Annotated in this window: 19 protein-coding genes; 6 read left to right on the forward strand and 13 right to left on the reverse strand. The window is 68.8% G+C overall.

The window, feature by feature from the left end:
• Positions 1 to 73: 73 nt before the first annotated feature.
• The 3 genes from MVA01S_RS10070 to MVA01S_RS10080 are packed head-to-tail and all read right to left on the reverse strand — an operon-like array spanning position 74 to position 2,943.
• The gene (locus tag MVA01S_RS10070) at positions 74 to 1,066 is read right to left on the reverse strand and encodes an NAD(P)H-dependent flavin oxidoreductase (RefSeq protein WP_003931150.1); all 993 of its coding nucleotides are present in this window, start codon (positions 1,064 to 1,066) and stop codon (positions 74 to 76) included.
• Positions 1,066 to 1,818: a 3-hydroxyacyl-CoA dehydrogenase gene (locus MVA01S_RS10075; protein WP_060941587.1), complete on the reverse strand. Its 753-nt coding sequence runs from the start codon at positions 1,816 to 1,818 to the stop codon at positions 1,066 to 1,068. The genes MVA01S_RS10070 and MVA01S_RS10075 overlap by 1 nt, the downstream gene beginning before the upstream one ends.
• 30 nt (positions 1,819 to 1,848) lie before the next feature.
• Positions 1,849 to 2,943 (reverse strand): CaiB/BaiF CoA transferase family protein, encoded by a 1,095-nt coding sequence (locus tag MVA01S_RS10080; RefSeq protein ID WP_003931147.1) that lies wholly within the window; start codon positions 2,941 to 2,943, stop codon positions 1,849 to 1,851.
• 119 nt (positions 2,944 to 3,062) lie between these two features.
• Here MVA01S_RS10080 and MVA01S_RS10085 point away from each other — a divergent pair, with 119 nt between their 5' ends.
• Both MVA01S_RS10085 and tet(V) read left to right on the forward strand, forming a co-directional pair.
• Positions 3,063 to 3,884, forward strand: coding sequence for an enoyl-CoA hydratase (locus MVA01S_RS10085; RefSeq protein ID WP_003931146.1), 822 nt, complete (start codon positions 3,063 to 3,065; stop codon positions 3,882 to 3,884).
• 140 nt (positions 3,885 to 4,024) lie between these two features.
• Positions 4,025 to 5,290, forward strand: coding sequence for a tetracycline efflux MFS transporter Tet(V) (tet(V), locus tag MVA01S_RS10090; RefSeq protein ID WP_174538891.1), 1,266 nt, complete (start codon positions 4,025 to 4,027; stop codon positions 5,288 to 5,290).
• Here tet(V) and map read toward each other — a convergent pair.
• On the reverse strand, positions 5,287 to 6,057 hold the full coding sequence (gene map / locus MVA01S_RS10095; protein WP_003931144.1) for a type I methionyl aminopeptidase: 771 nt from the start codon (positions 6,055 to 6,057) through the stop codon (positions 5,287 to 5,289). The genes tet(V) and map overlap by 4 nt on opposite strands.
• An 81-nt stretch (positions 6,058 to 6,138) precedes the next feature.
• Between map and MVA01S_RS10100 the strand changes: the two genes are divergently transcribed.
• Positions 6,139 to 6,417 (forward strand): helix-turn-helix domain-containing protein, encoded by a 279-nt coding sequence (locus MVA01S_RS10100; RefSeq protein ID WP_040541605.1) that lies wholly within the window; start codon positions 6,139 to 6,141, stop codon positions 6,415 to 6,417.
• A gap of 1 nt (position 6,418) precedes the next feature.
• Here MVA01S_RS10100 and MVA01S_RS10105 read toward each other — a convergent pair whose 3' ends face one another.
• Positions 6,419 to 7,129, reverse strand: coding sequence for a CPBP family intramembrane glutamic endopeptidase (locus tag MVA01S_RS10105; RefSeq protein WP_003931142.1), 711 nt, complete (start codon positions 7,127 to 7,129; stop codon positions 6,419 to 6,421).
• A complete protein-coding gene (locus tag MVA01S_RS10110) occupies positions 7,126 to 8,274 on the reverse strand; it encodes an NAD(P)H-binding protein (protein ID WP_003931141.1) in 1,149 nt (382 codons plus the stop codon). The genes MVA01S_RS10105 and MVA01S_RS10110 overlap by 4 nt, the downstream gene beginning before the upstream one ends.
• A gap of 219 nt (positions 8,275 to 8,493) precedes the next feature.
• Between MVA01S_RS10110 and MVA01S_RS10115 the strand changes: the two genes are divergently transcribed.
• A complete protein-coding gene (locus MVA01S_RS10115; RefSeq protein WP_003931140.1) occupies positions 8,494 to 9,450 on the forward strand; it encodes an SDR family NAD(P)-dependent oxidoreductase in 957 nt (318 codons plus the stop codon).
• Positions 9,451 to 9,722: 272 nt separating this feature from the next.
• Positions 9,723 to 10,472 carry a fasciclin domain-containing protein gene (locus tag MVA01S_RS10120; RefSeq protein WP_003931139.1) on the forward strand — a complete coding sequence of 250 codons (750 nt, stop codon included), beginning with the start codon at positions 9,723 to 9,725 and terminating at the stop codon, positions 10,470 to 10,472.
• Between the two features lie 100 nt (positions 10,473 to 10,572).
• Here MVA01S_RS10120 and MVA01S_RS10125 read toward each other — a convergent pair whose 3' ends face one another.
• The 3 genes from MVA01S_RS10125 to MVA01S_RS10135 are packed head-to-tail and all read right to left on the reverse strand — an operon-like array spanning position 10,573 to position 13,719.
• Positions 10,573 to 11,715 (reverse strand): acyl-CoA dehydrogenase family protein, encoded by a 1,143-nt coding sequence (locus MVA01S_RS10125; protein WP_003931138.1) that lies wholly within the window; start codon positions 11,713 to 11,715, stop codon positions 10,573 to 10,575.
• A 10-nt stretch (positions 11,716 to 11,725) separates the two neighbouring features.
• Entirely contained in the window at positions 11,726 to 12,565 is an 840-nt protein-coding gene (locus MVA01S_RS10130) for a crotonase/enoyl-CoA hydratase family protein (protein ID WP_003931137.1), read from the reverse strand.
• Positions 12,562 to 13,719: a thiolase family protein gene (locus MVA01S_RS10135; protein WP_003931136.1), complete on the reverse strand. Its 1,158-nt coding sequence runs from the start codon at positions 13,717 to 13,719 to the stop codon at positions 12,562 to 12,564. The genes MVA01S_RS10130 and MVA01S_RS10135 overlap by 4 nt, the downstream gene beginning before the upstream one ends.
• A 195-nt stretch (positions 13,720 to 13,914) precedes the next feature.
• Between MVA01S_RS10135 and MVA01S_RS10140 the strand changes: the two genes are divergently transcribed.
• A complete protein-coding gene (locus tag MVA01S_RS10140) occupies positions 13,915 to 14,706 on the forward strand; it encodes a FadR/GntR family transcriptional regulator (protein ID WP_003931135.1) in 792 nt (263 codons plus the stop codon).
• Here the strand turns inward: MVA01S_RS10140 and MVA01S_RS10145 are convergent.
• The 4 genes from MVA01S_RS10145 to MVA01S_RS10160 form a co-directional block, all read right to left on the reverse strand.
• A complete protein-coding gene (locus MVA01S_RS10145; protein ID WP_003931134.1) occupies positions 14,703 to 16,433 on the reverse strand; it encodes a DUF3556 domain-containing protein in 1,731 nt (576 codons plus the stop codon). The genes MVA01S_RS10140 and MVA01S_RS10145 overlap by 4 nt on opposite strands.
• A 112-nt stretch (positions 16,434 to 16,545) precedes the next feature.
• A complete protein-coding gene (locus tag MVA01S_RS10150) occupies positions 16,546 to 17,067 on the reverse strand; it encodes a DoxX family protein (protein ID WP_003931133.1) in 522 nt (173 codons plus the stop codon).
• Positions 17,068 to 17,112: 45 nt separating this feature from the next.
• Positions 17,113 to 18,552, reverse strand: coding sequence for a carotenoid oxygenase family protein (locus MVA01S_RS10155; protein ID WP_003931132.1), 1,440 nt, complete (start codon positions 18,550 to 18,552; stop codon positions 17,113 to 17,115).
• A 45-nt stretch (positions 18,553 to 18,597) separates the two neighbouring features.
• Positions 18,598 to 19,333, reverse strand: a 736-nt coding sequence (locus MVA01S_RS10160; RefSeq protein ID WP_159426308.1) for a WS/DGAT domain-containing protein, incomplete at its 5' end; no start/stop codon positions are given.

Genomic DNA, 19,333 nt, shown 5'->3' on the forward strand with positions numbered 1-19,333 from the left:
TTCCTCCGTCTGTGGGTTTGCCCGACGCCCGGGCACCTCTGGCGGATCCAAGGTGCAACCGAGCGTCCGGCGCTCACACCCGTTCTGCTGCGGGCTCGACCATCCCGGCCAGGCGGCCGGTGATCAGGTCCTCGGCGTCGGCGACGATCCGGGCCACCAGGTCGCCGACGGTCGGGATGTCGTTGATCAGGCCCATCGCCGTTCCGACGGTCCAGATGCCTGCGTCGACATCGCCCTCGTCGAACACCTTCCGGCCGCGCACACCGGCCACCAGATCCTTGACGTCCTCGAACTGACCGCCGTCCTTGAGGACCTGCACCACTTCACGCGAGACCACGTTGGACGCCACCCGCGCGGTGTTGCGCAGGCTGCGGAAGATCAACTCCGTACCCCGCTCGTCACCGGCGACGATCGCCTCCTTGACGTTCTGATGGATGCAGGACTCCACGGTGCACATGAACCGCGAGCCCATGTTCACCCCGTCGGCACCGAGCGCCAGCGCCGCGGCAAGACCGCGGCCGTCGGCGAAACCACCGGAGGCGATCATCGGGATCTCGATCTTGTCGGCGGCCGCAGGAATCAGCACCAGACCGGGCACGTCGTCCTCACCCGGATGCCCCGCGCACTCGAAACCGTCGATGCTGATGCCGTCGACCCCCAGGGACTGGGCCTTCACCGCATGCCGCACCGAGGTGCACTTGTGCAGCACCTTGATGCCGTTGTCGTGGAACATCGGCAGATGCGGCGCCGGGTTCGAGCCCGCGGTCTCGACGATCTTGATACCGGCGTCGACGATCACCTGGCGGTACTCGTCGTACGGCGGCGGGTTGATCGCCGGCAGGATTGTCAGGTTCACCCCGAACGGCTTGTCCGTCAGATCCCGCGTCCTGGCGATCTCGTTGGCCAGATCCGCCGGCGTGGGCTGGGTCAGCGCGGTGATGAATCCCAGCGCGCCCGCGTTCGCCACGGCCGCAACCAGTTCCGCGCGACCGACCCACTGCATACCGCCCTGGGCGATCGGGTGCTCGACACCGAAGACCTCGGTGAACTTCGTCTTCAACGCCATCAGCGGGGGGCCATCCGGATAGCGCCGTCCAGGCGGATCGTCTCACCGTTGAGCATCGGGTTCTCGACGATGTGCACCGCCAGCGCGCCGTACTCGTCGGGGTCGCCGAGGCGGGCCGGATGCGGAACCTGCTTGCCCAGCGAGGCCTGCGCCTCCTCGGGCAGCGAGCCCAGCAGCGGGGTCTTGAACAGACCGGGCGCGATGGTGCACACCCGGATGAACTCGCGGGACAGGTCACGGGCGATCGGAAGGGTCATACCGACGACGCCGCCCTTGGAGGCCGAGTAGGCGGCCTGGCCGATCTGGCCCTCGAACGCGGCCACCGACGCGGTGTTGATGATGACGCCGCGCTCGCCGTTTATCGGCTCGGTCTTGGCGATGCGCTCGGCGGCCAGCCGCAGCACGTTGAAGGTGCCGATCAGGTTGACCTCGACGACCTTCCTGAAACCGTCCAGCGGGAACGGGCCGTCCTTGCTCAGCGTCTTGATCGCGTTGCCGATACCGGCGCAGTTGACGTTGATGCGCAGCGGGCCGAACTCCTCGGCGGCGTCCAGTGCGGCGCTGACCTGCTCGGGGTCGACGACGTTGGCCTCGACGAACTTGGCCCGCGGTCCCAGCTCAGCGACGACATCGGAACCTTTGAGGTCGATCACCACGACCGAGGCACCCCGGTCGAGCAGTCGCTTGGTGGTTGCCAGACCGAGCCCGGAGGCACCTCCGGTCACGACGGCAGCGGCGTCCTTGATCTCCACAGATCTGATTCCTTCCTGTCTGGTTGTTCTCTAAATCCATTCCTGCAGAACAGCTTCGGTGTCCGCACCGGGAACACCCGGCGGCGTGGGAGCCGACGGGACACTGCGCGAGAACCGGGGCGCGGGCGCCGGGTACAGAGAACCGTTCTCGGTGTAGAAGGTGTTGCGTTCGGTGTTGTGCGCCTCTGACTCCACCTCGGCGAAAGACAGCACCGGGGTGACACAGGCGTCGGTGCCGGCGAACACCTTCGCCCAGTGGTCGCGGTCGTGGGCGACGAAGGCCTTGGTGAACACCTCGCGCAGCTCCGGCCAGCGGCTCATGTCGTTCTGGTCGGGCAGGTCCGCCGGGTCCAGGCCGAGGCCGGCCAGCAGCTGCGCGTAGAACTGCGGCTCGATCGCGCCGACCGCGACGTGGCGGCCGTCGGCACAGGTATAGGTGTCGTAGTACGGCGCGCCGGTGTCGAGCATGTTCACCCCGCGCTCGTCGCTCCACATCCCCATCCCGCGGAACGACCACATCATCATCGACAGCACGCTGGAGCCGTCGACCATCGCGGCATCGACGACCTGACCCTTGCCGGAGCGTTCCCGCTCGTAGAGCGCAGAGAGGACGCCGACGAGCAGGAACATCGATCCGCCGCCGAAGTCGCCGACCAGGTTGAGCGGCGGCACCGGCCGTTCGCCCGCACGGCCGATCGCGTGCAGCGCGCCGTTGAGAGAGATGTAGTTGATGTCGTGGCCGGCCTGCTGAGCGCGCGGGCCGTCCTGACCCCAGCCGGTCATCCGCGCATAGATCAGCTTGTCGTTGACCTTGGCGCAGTCCTCGGGGCCCAGGCCCAGACGTTCGGTGACCCCGGGCCGGAAACCCTCGATCAGTACGTCGGCCTTGGCGATCAAGCGCAGGACCATCTCGCGGTCCTCGTCGCTCTTCAGGTTCGCCGCGACGGAACGGCGGTTGCGCAGCAGGTAGTCGCCGCCCGGTTTGGTCGCCGGACCCGGCCCCTTGCCGGGGCGTTCGATACGTACGACGTCGGCACCGAGATCGCCGAGAATCATTGCCGCGTGCGGACCGGGGCCGATGCCGGCCAGTTCCACGACGCGAAGTCCCTGTAGTGGTCCAGCCATGCCTAAGCGCCCTTCGTCAGAATCGTTCGGTTGACCGCCGACATAGCTTACTTGTATAACCAAGTCGGACCGGCCACGGGGCTTCAGCTGTCGGGAAGGCCCAGATCAAGGGGACGCACATGACCACGACCGACCCGCACACCGACGCCTACGAGGGCATCGACGACCTCACCGTCGGCCTCGACGGCGGCGTTCTGACCGTCACCCTGAACCGGCCCGACAGCCTCAACTCGCTCACCGCGCCGATGCTGCAGACGTTCGCCTCGACGCTCGAACGCGCCGCGAACGACCCGCGGGTGCGGGTCGTGCGCATCGGCGGCGCCGGCCGCGGCTTCTGCTCGGGCGCGGGCATCAGCGAAGAGGACCACGCCAACCCGGGCGCGTCGGGCACCCCGGCCGACGTGCTGGACGCGGCCAACCGCTGCATCCGCGCGATCGCCGCCCTGCCCCAGCCCGCGGTGGCCTGCGTGCACGGCGCGGCTGCCGGTGTGGGCGTCTCGCTGGCGCTGGCCTGCGACGTCGTACTCGCTTCGGAGAAGGCGTTTTTCATGCTCGCGTTCACCAAGATCGGCCTGATGCCCGACGGCGGCGCCTCGGCGCTGATCGCCGCCGCCGTGGGCCGCATCCGCGCGATGCGGATGGCCCTGCTGGCCGAACGGATCTCGGCGGCCGAGGCGTACGGGTGGGGCCTGGTCAGCGCGGTGTACCCGGCCGACGATTTCGCCGCCGAGGTCGACAAGGTGGTCGCCACTCTGGTGTCCGGGCCGGCGGTGGCGTTGCGTAAGACCAAGAACGCGATCAACGCCGCGACGCTGTTCGAGCTCGACGGCGCCCTCGAGCTGGAGAAGACCGGGCAACTGGTTCTGTTGGAGTCCGCCGACTTCCGCGAGGGCACCAAGGCCTTCCAGCAGCGCCGGGCCGCGAACTTCACCGACTCCTGAGCCGGCACGCGCCGACTGTGGGCCCTGTGTACGCGAACTGACCGAATCGCGTACATATCCCCCACAATCGGTGCCGCAAAAACCATTCGACGTGAACCGGGTGCGTCGGCGACCATCGATCGGTGAGCACGCAGTACGAGATCGAGCAGCCGGTGGCCCCCGGCGGCTGGCGTGTGCTCGCGCCGTTCCGGTCCCGTGAATACCGCCTGCTGATCGCGGCGGTCTCGCTGTCGATCTTCGCCGAGGGCATGTGGGCGGTGGTGATGGCGCTGCAGGTCATCGAACTGTCCGGTGATCCGGCGGCGCTGTCGCTGGTGGCTGCCTGCATGGGCGCCGGCCTGGTGGCCTTCGTGCTGGTCGGCGGTCTGGCCGCCGATCGACTCCCCCAGCGCGGCATCATCATCGCCGTCGAGATCGTCAACACGGTCGCCGTGTCTGCGGTCGCGGTGCTCGGTCTCGTTGGCGAACTGCGCATCTGGCATATGGCGGTGGCCGCCGCGACGCTCGGGGTCGCGGCGGCGTTCTTCTTCCCGGCGTACAGCGCGCTGCTGCCCAGGATCCTGCCTGCCAACCAGCTGCTGGCCGCCAACGGCGTGGAAGGAGTGGTGCGCCCGGTGTTCCAGCGCGCCGCCGGCCCGGCGGTGGCCGGCCTGGTGGTGGGGGCGACGATACCCTCGGCCGGTGCGGTCGTGGTGGCCGCGCTGTTCGCGCTCGGCCTGACCCTGCTGGTGGCCACCCGCCCGCAGCTGACCGAAGGCCCAGCCGCACAGCGCGTTTCGCAGACGAAGCTGCTGCAGGACCTGCGGGAGGGCTGGGCGTTCGTGGTCCGCACCCCGTGGCTGTTGTGGACGCTGCTGTTCGCGAGCATGTTCGTGCTCGTGGTGCTCGGGCCGATCGAGGTCCTGCTGCCGTTCGTCGTGGCCGACAGGTTCACCCACGGCGCACAGACCTACGGTTTCATCCTGGCGTTCTTCGGGATGGGCAGTGCCGCAGGCGCATTGGCAGTGTCGTCACGGCGGCTGCCGCGCCGATATCTCACGGTGATGATGACGATGTGGGGCCTGGGTTCGGTTCCGCTGGTGATCGTCGGCGTCACGTCCTCGTTTCCGCTGATGGCCGCGGCGACGTTCGTCGTCGGCGTCACCGACGGCGCCGGGATGGTCATCTGGGGGACGCTGCTGCAGCGCCGCGTGCCCGCCGCGATGCTCGGCCGGGTGTCGAGCCTGGACTTCTTCGTGTCGCTGGCGTTCATGCCGGTGTCGTTCGCGATCGCCGGCCCGTTGTCGAAAGTCGTGCCGATGGAGGCGATCTTCCTGGCGGCGGGCCTGCTACCGGTACTGCTGGCCGCCGTGGCGGTGACGGCCGCCCGGATGCGCCGCGACGAACTGGCCCACCCGCTCGATTAGGGCGCCGCGGTCAGCACGCGGGGGCCGTCCTCGGTGATCGCGATGGTGTGCTCGGAGTGCGCGGTCCGCGAACCGTCCGCCGAGCGCAGCGTCCAGCCGTCGGGGTCCACGACCAGGCGGCGCGTGCCACGCGCCCACCACGGTTCCAGCGCCAGCGTCAGACCCGGCCGCAGCGCCATCCCGCGTCCCGGCTTGCCCCGGTTGGGGACGTGTGGATCCTCGTGCATCGTGCGGCCGAGGCCGTGGCCGCCGAAATCGGTGTTGACGCCGTAACCTTCGGCGGCCGCGACCTCCCCGATGGCCGCCGAGATGTCGCCGAGATGCCCGCCAGGGACCGCGGCGGCGATCCCCGCACCCAGCGCCCGGCGGGTGGACTCGACCAGCGCGACGTCGGCCGGGTCGGCGGCGTCACCGACGATCACCGTCACCGCGGCGTCGGCCACCCACCCGTCGATCGACACCGCGAAGTCCATGGTGAGCACGTCCCCGTCCTGCAACACGTAGTCGTGCGGAAGGCCGTGCAGCACAGCATCGTTGACCGACAGGCAGATGACGTTGCGGAACGGCCCGCTGCCGAACGACGGCGCGTAGTCCCAGTAGCACGAGACGGCACCGCGCTCGTCGACCAGCGCCCTGGCCCGGTGCTCCAGTTGCATCAGGTTGACGCCGGGTTCGGCGTCGCGGCTCAGCGTCGCGAGCGTGCGGCCGACGAATTCGCCGGTGACCGCCATCTTGTCGATTTCTCCGGCGGTCTTGAGTTCGATCATGGGCACTGCTTCCGTCTCGGCGGTATTTTTATACCGCCACCGTACCAGCATCGGTATTTCTATACCGCTATGCTGTGCGGCATGGTCCGTGTGCCGCTCAGCCCCGAACAGATCCGAGCCGGTCAGCGCCTCGGTGCGCTCCTGCGGACGGCGCGGGCCGGCCGCTCGCCCGAGGACGTCGCCCGTGACGCGGGCATCTCCCCGGAGACACTGCGCAAGATCGAGGTGGGTCGGATGCCCAGCCCCAGCTTCGGCACGGTGGTGGGGCTGTGCGAGGCGCTCGGCCTGCCGCTGCAGCGGGCGGTCGACGTCTGGCGCGGCACCGACGCGCAGGGCGCCGACGAGCAGGTCGCGATCTGAGCTAGACGCCGAACATCGGCGGCAGTGCCAGCACCATCACCAGACCCCAGAAGAAGTGGGTCAGCATCGGTGCCAGGACGCCCCCGGTGGCGCGGCGCAGCAGGGCGCACACGGTCCCCAGGATGATCGCGGCGAACCCCAGCATCGGGTTGCCGGTGGTGGCCGCGGTCGCGATCACGTACAGCACCGTCGACACGATGACCGGGTGGTATTTGAGCAGCGCCGTGTAGAGCGCACCGCGGAAGAACATCTCCTCGGCCACACCGTTGATCACCGTGATGAACACGATCAGATACAGCGGCCCTGCGTTGGAGTACTGCAGCACCTCGCGGACGTAGTCGTTGACTCCGGGGATCTCGCGCACCACCAGCGCGCCGAGGACGAAGATCCCGCCGAGCAGCAGCCCGACCACGGTCCCGGTGATCACCGGCCGCTGGTTGCGCCCGCGGACACAGATGTGCCCCATGTGCAGCGGGCCCGAGGCGAAGGCGCCCGCCGCCCACACCCCGGCCAGGGCGAGCGTGAGCCAGATGAAGGTCTCGTCGCCGGGCGGCCGGCTCAACGAATAGCCCAGCAGCGCGGCACCGATGAGCAGGAAGCCACCCACCACGAACTTGCGCCTGCCGATCACCGACGGTGGCTCGTTGTACGGCGGCGCCTTCGTGCGCGCGATCTTGCGCAGCTCGCCGGCCCAGCTCACCGGGGCGCTCACGCCGGAATCACCTTCGGCACCAGCGCGAGCATCGTGTCCAGACCGGTCCGCACCGCCGCCGCGACCGGGCCGGGGACGAAGCCGAGCAGGCCGAGGAGCGGCCGCACGACCGGCGGTGTCACCGCGGCGGCCAGTTGCCGCAGCCGCAGGGTGTCACCGCCGGCCCAGCCGGGGTCGGTGTCGGCGAGGTGGTGCGGGTCGGGTAGTTCGTCGACGGGTCTTGGTCGCGGACTGGCCACCGCGCGCTGCATCGCCTCCTCGACGCCGATCAGCCCGTCGGCGGGATCGGGCACCCGGCCGCGCAGACTGCGCGCCGACGCCATCATCGGAAAGTCCAGGGATTCAACGAGATCGGCGGCGAGTCCGCCCGGCACCGGCAGCACCACCCCGGTCAGCTTGGACACCAGCGAGGTGTCGACGCCGTACACCGCGACCGGCGTGCGCCAGATACCCGCGACCCGGGCATAGGTGCGCAGCAGGTCGCCGTAGGTGGTGGTCTCCGGCCCCGCGATGTCGTAGGCGCCGGCAGGCACCGCGTCGGAGTCCGCCGCGGCGACCAGGTAGTGCAGCGCGTCGCTGATCGAGATCGGGTCGATCGGGTTGGCCGACCATTCCGGCATCGGCAGCAGCAGGAACCGGTCAGCGACGTAGCGCAGCATCTCGAACGACGTGGACCCGGCGCCGATGATGATCGCGGCGCCCAGCCACACCACGTCCGGTCCCCCGTCGATGGTCAGCGCCGCGGCCACCTCGGCGCGGCTGGCCAGATGCTCGGACAGGGAATCGCCGTCGGGCACGAACCCGCCGAGGTAGACGATGCGGCGCACCCCCGCCGCCTTGGCCGCGGCGGCCACGTTGGCGGCGGCCCGGTTGTCGGCTTCCCGGAAGCCGGGTTGGCCGATGCCGTGCACCAGGTAGTACACGACCTCCACGGGCCCGGCGTCGGTGAAGGCCTGCCGCACCGACAACTCGTCGTCCGCGTCGAGCGTGACCGTCGAGACGTCTTCGTACCAGCCGAAATCGGCCAGCCGGTCGCGGTGACGGCTCGCCGCGACGACCTGATGGCCCTCGTCGAGCAGCGCAGTGACCAGCCGCGATCCGATATAGCCGGTCGCGCCGGTGACCAGGGTGCGCACGGGATTCACGGTAGGCCTGTACCCAGGGCCGCCCCGTTCACAACCCGCGGCCGCGCGTTAACTGGGTCACTCCGTCATGCACGACGGGGCCGCGGGGCGCCCCCGGCTGTCGGGACGACGTTCGCGGGCACGTCCGGCGACGGGCAGGATCGGGGCGTCGGGCATGGCCGCCGCCGAAGGGCGGGGCCGGGTGCGTACACCCCGGGCGCGGCGTGCGATCCTCACGTCGTGACATCGACGTCAGCACCGACCGCACTGGATATCGTCGACGGAGTCGACCTCACCGGCAAGACCTGCGTGGTCACCGGCGCCTCGTCGGGGCTGGGCCGCGAGTCCGCCCGCGCGCTGGCCAAGACCGGCGCCCACGTGATCCTGGCCGCCCGCAACACCGAAGCGCTCGCCGACACCGAGGCATGGGTGCGCGCCGAGCTGCCGGCCGCACGGCTGTCGGTGGTGCACCTGGACCTGACCTCGCTGGCGAGCGTGGCGGCTGCCGCGGCGGAGATCGCCGAGCTGACCCCTGCGGTGCACGTGCTGATGAACAACGCCGGCGTGATGTTCACCCCGTTCGGGCGGACCGCCGAGGGCTTCGAAATGCAGTTCGGCACAAACCATCTGGGCCACTTCGAGCTGACCAGACTGCTGTTCCCGGCGCTGGTCGCCGCCGACGGGGCGCGGGTTGTCAACCTGTCCTCGGAAGGCCACCGGATGGGTGACGTCGATTTCGAGGACCCGAACTGGGAGCACCGCGAGTACGACAAGTTCGCCGCCTACGGCGCGTCGAAGACCGCCAACATCCTGCACGCGGTCGAGCTGGACCGCCGGTTGCGCGACAGCAGCGTGCGCGCGTTCGCGGTGCATCCCGGGATCGTGGCGACCTCGCTGGCGCGGCACATGACCAACGACGACTTCACGGCCCTGAACAAGTCGAGCTCGTCGCGGGCGGGCGACAAGCCGCCGACCGACTTCCGCAAGCAGTTCACGACGCCGGAACACGGTGCGGCCACCCAGGTGTGGGCGGCCGTCAGCGACGAACTCGACGGCACGGGCGCTGTCTACCTGTCCGACTGCCGGGTGCGGGAGGCCGCGCCCTACGCCGCGGACGAGTCCCGCGCCCTGGCGCTGTGGGCGCTGTCGGAACATCTCTGCACCACCGGCGCCGCCGGTCTGGGCTCGCGTGCGTGAACCCGGGTGCGAAGGTCATCTACCTTCGCTCCCACGGTGAGCGCGACCGCGACCGCGACCAGCCTGTGGTCCGGGCCGTCCTAGACGCCACCCTGGCCGATTGAGTTCGGGCTGGTCGGCGCGTTGTTGGTGCAGGCCGGGGCTGACCCGAACCCGCAGGTGGCAGCCGGGTTCTGCGGTCGATATCCGCGGTGGTGCGCCAACTCGACTTGGCCCACACCAATTCAGGCACATAACATGCCAGACGACTTGACAAGTGTAAGGAGCACCACGTGAAGACCCGAACCAGCAAGGCCATCGGCGTCGCTGTCAGTGCCGCCGCGATCGCCCTGTCGGTCCCGCTGTCCATCACCGCGAACGCCGAGCCGTCCACCCCGGTGGCCGAGATCCCCGACCCCCAGGGACCGGACTGCGGTGCGTTCAAGGAGGCGCTGCCGAACTGGAAGGGATTGGCGGACCTGCCCGTCAGCACCGCGCTGGCCTCGATCGCCGAGATCTCGACGTTCAGCTCCGCGATCTCCGGTCAGCTCAACCCCGCCGTGAACATCACCAGCGTGCTCGACAACGGCCCGTACGTGGTGTTCGCGCCCACCAACGAGGCGTTCGCCGAGCTGCCGCCCGAGCAGCTCGAGGTGCTGCGCACCGATCCGGCGGCGCTGACCAGCCTGGTGTACTACCACGCGTTCCTCGGCCTGCTGGGCCCCGACGACGTCAAGGGCCAGCGTCCCACCCAGGAAGGCACCGAGATCGAGGTGACCGGCTCCGGCGGCGACATCCAGGTCAACGAGACCACCGAGGTCGTGTGCGGTGGCATCCAGGCGCAGAACGCGCGCATCTACATCGTGGACAAGGTGCTCAACCCGGCCGAGGCGCCGGCGCCGATCACACCGACCGCCACGAGCACCACCGAGACGGCGACCACCACCGCTGAAACCACCGCCGAGACCACCCCGGAGACGGCTCCGGCGGAGGCACCGGCGGAGGCTCCGGCGTCCCCGGCCGCCGAGGCCCCGATCGGCTGACGTCCCGATCGCGAGCAGACACAAAATCGCCCCCTTTCGCAGGAAAGGGGGCGATTTTGTGTCTGCTCGGCGTGGTCTAGACGCCGCGTCCGCGAGCCGACTAGACGCCTAGGTCGCGGCCGATGATCTCTTTCATGATCTCGGTGGTGCCACCGAAGATGGTCTGGATACGACCGTCGACGTAGGCCCGTGCGACGCGGTATTCGAGCATGTAGCCGTAGCCGCCGTGCAGCTGCACGCACTGGTCGACGACCTTCTTGGCGGTCTCGGTGGCCCACCACTTGGCCTTGGCCGCCTCGACCGCGGTCAGCTCACCGTCGACGACACCCTGCAGGCACCGGTCGATGTAGGTCTCGGTGATCTCGAGTTCGGTCTCCATCTCGGCGAGCAGGAACCGGTTGTGCTGGAAGCTGCCGATGGGCTGCCCGAATGCCTTGCGGTCCTTCGAGTACTGCAGCGTCTCGTCGAACACCGCACGCGCGCCGGCGATCGCCGAGATCGCGATCGAAAGCCGCTCCGAGGGCAGGTTGGTCATCAGGTGGTAGAAGCCGCGACCCTCCTTGCCGAGCAGGTTCGCGTTCGGCACCCGGACGTTCTCGAAGTGCAGCTCGGAGGTGTCCTGGCTGTGCAGGCCCATCTTGTCGAGCTTGCGGCCGCGGGTGAAGCCCTCCATGTCGCGCTCGACCACGAACAGCGAGAAGCCCTTGTGTCCGGCTTCGGGGTCGGTGCGTGCGACGACGACGCACAGGTCGCAGTTGATGCCCGACGAGATGAACGTCTTGGAGCCGTTGATGATCCAGTCGTCACCGTCGCGCACCGCGGAGGTGCGGATACCGGCGAGGTCGCTGCCCGCGCCGGGCTCGGTCATCGCGACCGCGATGATCGTCTCGCCGCTCGCGATGCCCGGCAGCCAGCGCTTCTTCTGCTCGTCGTTGGTCAGGTCCTTGAAATAGGGCCCCACGACGTCGTTGTGCAGGCTCAGCGCAGGCCCGTGCACACCGGCCTTGGCGATCTCCTCGTCGATGACCGCGTTGAACCGGAAGTCGTCCGAGCCACCGCCGCCGAACTCCTCGGGCATGTTGAACCCGATGAGGCCGTACTTGCCCGCCGCGGTGTAGGCCGACCGGTCGACGATGCGCTCGGTCTCCCACTTCTCGTGGTTGGGCACGAGCTCGCGCTCGATGTACTCCTTGACGGTGTCGCGGAACGCCTCGTGCTCTGCGTCGTAAATCGTTCGCTTCATTGTTGATTCCTTACTTAGCTTTCCAGACCGGCTCGCGCTTCTGCGCGAAGGCCAGCGGACCTTCCATGGCGTCTTCGGTCTTCAGCAGCGTCGAGAACTCGCCGAACGTCTGCTTCCAGAACGGTTCCTCGTCGCCGACCACGCCGTCGACGGCGCCGTAGGACACCCGCTTGCTGGCGCGCACGGCCAGCGGTGCGTTGCAGGTGATCCGCTCGGCGAGAGCCAGGGCCGCGTCGACCACGGTGCCGTCGGGCACGACCTGGTTGATCAGGCCCCAGCGCAGCGCGTCGGCCGAGCTGATCGGCTCACCGGTGTAGATCAGCTCGAGGGCGATCTTGCGCGGCAGCTGCTCGACGATGCGGAACACGCCGCCGGCACCGGCAATGAGCCCCCGCTTCACTTCGGGCAGACCGAATTTCGCGCGTTCCTCGGCGACCACCAGGTCGCTGGCCAGGGCCAGCTCGGTGCCTCCGCCGAGCGCGGTGCCGTTGACCGCGGCGATGGTCGGCTTGTCGATGAAGTGCCGCACGTAGCCGGCGAATCCCCACTCCGAATGCTCGGGGTGGAAGAGGTTCTCGCCCCGCGAGATGGCCTTGAGATCCGCTCCGGCACAGAAGGATTTGTCCCCGGCGCCGGTCAGGATGACCGCCCGGACCTCCGGATCCTCCTGCGCGGACTGCAGCGCGTCGCCGACGGCGGTGCTGACCGACGCGTTGATCGCGTTGCGGGCCTCGGGCCGGTTGATCGTGATGATCAGGACGTTCCCGCGGCGCTCGGTCAGAGCGCCGACCGAAGACGACGACGAAGGAGGAGTCGAGCCATCAAGCACAGCGCGGCCGGTTTCGGTCACAGGAGCTCCAGGATGGTCGCGTTGGCCTGGCCGCCGCCCTCGCACATGGTCTGCAGGCCGTACTGAATGTTGTTGTCCCGCATGTGGTACAGCAGCGTGGTCAGGATACGCGCACCGGAGCCGCCGAGCGGGTGGCCGAGCGCGATCGCGCCGCCGTTGGGGTTCAGCTTGGTCTCGTCGGCGCCGATGTCCTTGAGCCAGGCCATCGGAACCGGGGCGAAGGCCTCGTTGACCTCGAAGGCACCGATCTGGTCCAGGCTCAGGCCGGACTTCTTCAGCGCCTTCTGGGTGGCCGGGATCGGCGCGGTCAGCATGATGACCGGGTCGGCGCCGGCGAGCACCGCGGTGTGCACCTTGGCCAGCGGCGTGAGACCGAGGTCCTTGGCCTTCTCGGCCGACATCAGCAGCAGTGCGGCCGAGCCGTCGGAGATCTGGCTGGAGTTACCGGCGTGGATCACGCCGTCCTCTTTGAACGCGGGCTTGATCTTGGCCATCGACTCGACGGTGCCGCCACGGCGGATGCCGCCGTCTTCGAGCACGACGGTGTCGTTGCCGTCCGCGTCCTTGGTCTTGATGCCGACGATCTGATCCTTGAAGGCACCGGAATCCTGTGCGGCAGCGGCCTTCTCGTGCGAGCGCAGGGAGAACTCGTCGAGCTCGGTGCGGCTCAGGCCCCACTGCTCGGCGATCATCTCGGCGCCGACGCCCTGGTTGGGGGTCTTGTCGTAGCGGGCCTTGAACGACTCGCCGTAGGGGTTTCCGCCGTTGGCCAGCGAGGAGCCCATCGGGGTGCGCGACATCGACTCGACACCACCGGCGACGACGACGTCGTAGTGACCCGCGATCACCCCGGCGACGGCGAAGTGCAGCGACTGCTGGCTGGAGCCGCACTGACGGTCCACGGTGACACCGGGGACGGTCTCGGGCCAGCCGGCGGACAGCACCGCGGTGCGGGCGATGTCGAGGGCCTGCTCACCGGCCTGCATGACGCAGCCCCAGATCACGTCGTCGACGAGCGCGGGGTCGACCCCGGCCCGCTCCACCAGACCGTTGAGGACCTGGGCCGACAACTCGGCGGGGTGGATTCCCGACAACGCACCGTTGCGCTTTCCGACTGGAGAGCGCACTGCCTCGACGATCACGGCTTCAGCCATGGAGATTCTCCTTCATTGGATCGGCTTTACGCACGAAAGTAACGAACAAGGTTTACTAGGTCAACCTACTGGTTGGCTGGCCTCCGAGCGGGCCGCGACCTGCGCCGACCTCGACTGATCCGGACACTGGGTCAGCACATGGTTTACTGAGTTGCACAGCTGGTGTGCAGCGTAGTCGACCGTCGAGGAGGTGTGATGACCCGTAGCACTCCCCTGGCTCCGATGATCGGGCCGGACGCCGTCGCCTCCCGCGCCGCGGTCCGGTCCCCCAAGACCGCCGAGCTCGTCGCAGGCACGTTACGCCGGATGGTGGTCGACGGGCAGCTCAAGGACGGCGACTTCCTGCCGAATGAGGCCGAGCTGATGGCCCACTTCGGTGTCAGCCGCCCGACGCTTCGCGAAGCGGTCCGGGTGCTGGAGTCCGAGCGCCTGGTCGAGGTGCGCCGCGGATCGCGCACCGGTGCGCGGGTCCGGGTGCCCGGCCCCGAGGTGGTCGCCCGGCCTGCCGGGCTGCTGCTCGAACTGTCCGGCGCGACGATCGCCGACCTGCTGACCGCGAAGTCGGGTATCGAACCGATGGCTGCGCGGCTGCTCGCCGAATCCGGTTCGGACGAGGCGTTCGACGAGCTCGAGCGGATGCTGGAGGAACTCGCCGCCGACGGCCATCAGTCCAGCCGGCTGGCCGAGACCACCGGGCTGTTCCATCTGCGCGTGGTGCAACTGTCGGGCAACGCGACGCTGAGCATCATCGCGGGCATGCTGCACGAGATCACGGTCAGGCACACGGCTTTCGTGTTCAACGAGCGCCGGCCGGTGTCGAAGGCCGACTACGACACGCTGTTGCGGTCCTACCGCAGGCTGATGCAGTTCCTGCGCGCGGGCGACGCCGTCGGCGCCGAGACGCACTGGCGCAAGCACCTCGACAAGACGCGCGAGCTGCTGCTCACCGGCCTGGAGAGTGTGCCCGTCCGCGACGTGATGGGCTAGTCGCCCCGCTGCCAGGTCTTGTGCACCGGCACGGTGTCGTCCCACGGTTGGCGCGTCACCATGTCGGTGACCATCACGTAGCCGCGCTCGAACTCACCGGTCGCCGCGTCCACCAGCCGGTACTCCTGACGCTGCCGGTGGATCGGCTGCGCGTCGAGCAGCAGCACCCGCACCTCGCCGGGTTCGAAGTGGCACCGCTTCTGCAGCGCCGCGATCAACTGCTCGTTGTGCATGTGGCCGTCGCCGAAGTTCCAGCCGATCGCGGTGCTGCAGATCCGTTCGCCGTCGGTCAGCACGTAGTCGTCCTCGTTCCCGTCGGCCATGGCGCGGTGAGCCAGCGTGAACATCGCGCGGCCGTGGGTGTTGAACGAGCGGAACGCATACCCCATGTACTGGTAGACCTCGGCGGTCTCCTTGCTGCCGTAGAACTTCTCCATCTGCGCGGCGGGCATGCTGGCGATCGCGACGATGCCGTTGGTGATCTTCTCCGCCGCCGACGGTTTCACACACCACAGCGAGGTGTCCCAGTTGCCGGCGTAGTAGCGCATGCCGGGCAGGAAAGACACCTTGCGCGGGAACAGGTTTCCGATCACCACCGTCCCGGCGACGACCGCGAACAGCAGGATCGGCCACGGGCTCTGCAGGTCCGAGAGACCGATGCCGGCGTTGCCGACGAACAGCGCCAGCACGCTGAACATCATGAAGACGTTCCACTCCAGCGGCACCCCCATCGGGATCGCCGACAGGATGCCGAAGTGGAAGATCAGCATCACCGTCGCCGCGATCGCGGTCGCCCAGCCGCCGTGGGAGAAGAACAGCACCAGCGGCACGAGCATCTCGATGGCCGTGGAGAAGTGCGCCAGCACGCGCGATGCGCGGCCGGGACGAAGGTCGTCGGGGAAGCGTTCGAAGAACTTCCGCTTGATCGCCCGCGGCCGGATGACCGGGTTGTTGCTCATCATCGTGGAGATGACGAACGGGAAGTGCTTGTTGAGTTTGGACGTGGCCGCGCCCAGCCAGATCACCAGGCACACCAGCTTGGCCGCGATGACGATGTCGGCGCCGCTGAACAGGAAACACACCGCCAGCGAGCCGTACACCTCGCCGCGCGCGGCCAGGAACAGCACCTTGTCACGCAGCCCGGCCACCACCAGCAGGCCGACGATCGTCGCGGTCTGCCAGACCGGCAGCACGCCGACCTCGGAGCCGAGCTCGGGGATGGGCCCGGTGCCATCAGAAAACAATGCGATCACCAGGACCACCAGCAGCGCCCCGTAGAGCGCCACGTCGACGGGGGTACGGGCGTCCCCCGCGGTCAACGGCACCCGGTTGGGCCACGGTGGCAGCCGAATGGTCTTGGGCCGCAACCAGTACAGGATCGAGCCCATGGGCGGGAAGAACCGGTTGTTGAGCGGTCCGAACCCGCAGCCGAGGCCGACGATCTCGAACAGCATCGTGTAGAAGACGACCTTCTGGTACACGATCGGCTCGTGATACCAGGCCGCGACGTCGGTGAACCCGTCGATGCCGCTGGTGGTCAGGACGATCAGCCAGGCGCCCAGGATGTAGAGCAGGATCTTGACCACGTAGAACAGGTGCATCACCACCGGCGTGCCGAAGCCGACCTCGGCCCAGTGGCGCGCCATGGGCACGATCCGCTCGGCCCGGGTGCCCTTGCTCCATTCCGCGTAGTCGACGACGGGCGCGTCCTGCGTGAGAAAACCCATGCCGGTCAGACTAGAACGTGTTCCATTTCCGCTGGCGCGAACAGACACAAAATCGCATGATTCGCGGCGCGATCGTGCGAGTTTGCGTCTGCTCGCGGGGCTACCCCGGGGGCTACGCGCTGGTCTTGGCCGGGGGGCGGTAGAAGATCACCAGCTGCCCGATGCCGCCGGCCAGGCCCAGCACCAGCGCAATGGCCAAGCCCCACCAGCCGTGCAGCAGGTCGTAGAAGCCGCTGCCGGAGAACAGCAGGTGATCGAGGCTGATCTTGCCGGCACCGATCGTCGCGATGCCGACCGCCGAGGCCGCGAGCACGAGGTTGTACTCCCAACCCTCCTTGACGATGAAGAACCCGTTGGCTCGGTGCACGGTCCAGGCCGCGACGAGCATCAGCGCGACGAAGCCGGCGGCCGGGATCGGGGTCAGCAGGCCCAGCGCCAGCCCGATGCCTGCGGCCATCTCGGTGCTCGCGGCGATGCGGGCGTGGAACATGCCCGGCCGCATCCCCATGCTGTCGAACCAGCCGGCGGTGCCTTTCAGGCCGCCCTTGCCGAAGAACTTGTTGTAGCCGTGTGCGGCCATGGTCAGACCGAGCACGACTCGCAGGATCAGGACGCCGACGTCATAGGCACTCATGTAACAGAACTTAGAACATCTGTCACGCCGCTGCCCACCCCCGCCCTAGTGCGTCGGCACCCAATTGCCGTGGAAACCTGCCGGCACCCGGTGCGGTAACCGGACCGCGGCGACGTCGTCGAGGGTCTGGGCATCCAGGATCGCCAGCTCGCTGCGATCGGTGGCACGGTCGTACACATAGCCCATCAGCACACCGTCGTCCTCGTCGGCGTCGGGCGCAGCCGGGTGGAACACGAACTCGCCGACGGTCTTTCCGTCCCCGAAAGACCGAGCCACGGAACCGGCGCCGACGAAGTCGTGCTTGAGCAGGGTGTCTGCGCAGGATCCGCCCCCGGTGACCGTCGGGGCGTAGCCGTAACGGTGCGGCCGGCCCACCACGCGTTCGTCGACACGGGGGAACTCCTGGCCCCGGTCGTCGACCCTCGATTCCCGCACTTTGCCGTCGGCAAGATCGACGGTCCACCGATCCAGCGTCGGGATGCCCTCATTGGGTCCGAGATGATCGGTGGCGAACATCTTCTCGTGCCGCACGACGTCGAGGACGACGGTGTCGCCGTCGTCGAACGCGTTCATCGGATGGAAGACGTAGCAGGGCTCCACCTCGAACCAGCGGACGTCGGCGTTTCCGCCCTCCCGCGGCATGACGCCGACGCGGGCCGGGTACCGCGGGTTCCACGAGTACGGGAACGCCGGGTCGCCGGACCGGCTGCCCGGGCGGCGCGCGGCGACCGGATCGGGGATGCGCACCCGGCCGATCAGCGCGGACAACACCAGGCGCGCGGGCAGTTGCAGCCAGCGCGGCACGCCGACGGCGGCGGCCCGGCGGGCGTCGAAGGTGACCGGGAGGTCGTAGAAGACCACGTGGCGCTCGGTCAGCGAGAAGTCGTGCATCATCGGGCTGCCGGTGACCTCGATGTCGACGGTGCGTCTGGCCCGTCCGTCCGCACCGATCACCGAGTACTGCACCGTGTTTCCGTTGAGCAGGCAGTAGGACACCGCATGCAGTTCGCCGGTCTGCGGGTCGCGCTTGGGGTGGGCGGTGTATCCGCCGGTCAGGGTGCCGTCGAAATCGCACACGCCGACGGTGTCCAGTTCGTCGGTCAGCTCGTACTGGGCCACGCCGGACTCGATCAGCGCCAGTGTCTTTCCCGCATGCCCGATCACGTTGGTGTTGGCGCCGATCGGCGTCAGGCCGAAGTCCCCGCGGGGTGGCTCCTCCCCGAGTGCCTCGGCCACGACGGGACTGCGGACCCACCGGTTGCGGTACCACTCTGCACGTCCGTCCCGGATGCGGATACCGTGCACCATGCCGTCGCCGGTGAACCAGTGGTAGAGCTCAGGGTCGATCTCGGAGACCGGATTGGGCCCGTTGCGCAGGTAGCGGCCGTCCAGATAGTCGGGGAGACGGCCCCGCACGTCGAGGTCGGTGAGCGTGTACTCGTCCGCCAATGGCGCGAACGCGCCTTCGAGGTACTGGTTGGCCATTGCGGTCCCCTGCCCTGCATCGTCCGTTCACCCTGTATAGCACCGCTACGGGGCCGAACGTAGCTCCCAGGCCAGCCGCTCGACGTAGGCCTCCAGGGCGTCCAGGTCACCGATCACCGAGGCCGCGGCGTGCACGCTGACCGCGACCGCACCGCCGATGCCGTGCACGCCGTGTGTCAGGCCCATCATCGGCGACAGCGACGGGAAGCCCGCGGTGAGCACCACGGGGGCGCCGCCGAATCTCAGATCCGCCGGTCCCCGGTTGACGCTGGACACCACGGTGTTGCCGGTGACAGCCGCCGACCGCACACCCGGGTCGAATTGCGCTACGCCCCAAAGTAATAGCGGAGCGGGAAGGGCGGCCAGCGCCGCGGCCTCGGCGAGCATCGCCGGGTGCACGGCCCGCCTCCGGCGTCGGTGCAGGTCGGCGGCGATCGCGGCGCTGCGCTCCGGTGCGGCCAGATCGGGGTACAACTCGACACCGACGTTGCCGAAGTGGTTGCGCGCCTGCCTCGGTCCCGTCCGCGCCATCGGGACCTCGGCACCCAGCCGTGCTGCGTCGTCACCGAGCGCACGCAGATGCCCGGCCAGTGCGGCCGATAGGGCCGCCAGCGCACCGACGGTCACCGTCGTCGCGCCGAACTGCTCGCGGCTGCACACCACGGTCCGTAGGTGCCGCGGCCCGGCCGGCAGCGTGTTCGTGCGCAGCGCCGGGCGTGGAAGGGCCTGCGGCGGAACGAGTCCCGCGTCGGTGTCGCGGACCAGCCGGCGGTGGGCACGG

Source organism: Mycolicibacterium vaccae NBRC 14118 = CIP 105934, from assembly GCF_001552715.1.
Taxonomy (GTDB): Bacteria; Actinomycetota; Actinomycetes; order Mycobacteriales; family Mycobacteriaceae; genus Mycobacterium; species Mycobacterium vaccae.

Excerpts from the sequence above, each read along its gene's own strand:
- MVA01S_RS10155 (WP_003931132.1), bottom strand. The coding sequence starts at position 18,552 with ATGGCCAACCAGTACCTCGAAGGCGCGTTCGCGCCATTGGCGGACGAG.
- map (WP_003931144.1), bottom strand. The coding sequence starts at position 6,057 with ATGATCGAACTCAAGACCGCCGGAGAAATCGACAAGATGGCGGTCACC.
- MVA01S_RS10145 (WP_003931134.1), bottom strand. The coding sequence starts at position 16,433 with ATGGGTTTTCTCACGCAGGACGCGCCCGTCGTCGACTACGCGGAATGG.
- MVA01S_RS10085 (WP_003931146.1), top strand. The coding sequence starts at position 3,063 with ATGACCACGACCGACCCGCACACCGACGCCTACGAGGGCATCGACGAC.
- MVA01S_RS10070 (WP_003931150.1), bottom strand. The coding sequence starts at position 1,066 with ATGGCGTTGAAGACGAAGTTCACCGAGGTCTTCGGTGTCGAGCACCCG.
- MVA01S_RS10150 (WP_003931133.1), bottom strand. The coding sequence starts at position 17,067 with ATGAGTGCCTATGACGTCGGCGTCCTGATCCTGCGAGTCGTGCTCGGT.
- MVA01S_RS10100 (WP_040541605.1), top strand. The coding sequence starts at position 6,139 with ATGGTCCGTGTGCCGCTCAGCCCCGAACAGATCCGAGCCGGTCAGCGC.
- MVA01S_RS10125 (WP_003931138.1), bottom strand. The coding sequence starts at position 11,715 with ATGAAGCGAACGATTTACGACGCAGAGCACGAGGCGTTCCGCGACACC.
- MVA01S_RS10135 (WP_003931136.1), bottom strand. The coding sequence starts at position 13,719 with ATGGCTGAAGCCGTGATCGTCGAGGCAGTGCGCTCTCCAGTCGGAAAG.
- MVA01S_RS10080 (WP_003931147.1), bottom strand. The coding sequence starts at position 2,943 with ATGGCTGGACCACTACAGGGACTTCGCGTCGTGGAACTGGCCGGCATC.
- MVA01S_RS10140 (WP_003931135.1), top strand. The coding sequence starts at position 13,915 with ATGACCCGTAGCACTCCCCTGGCTCCGATGATCGGGCCGGACGCCGTC.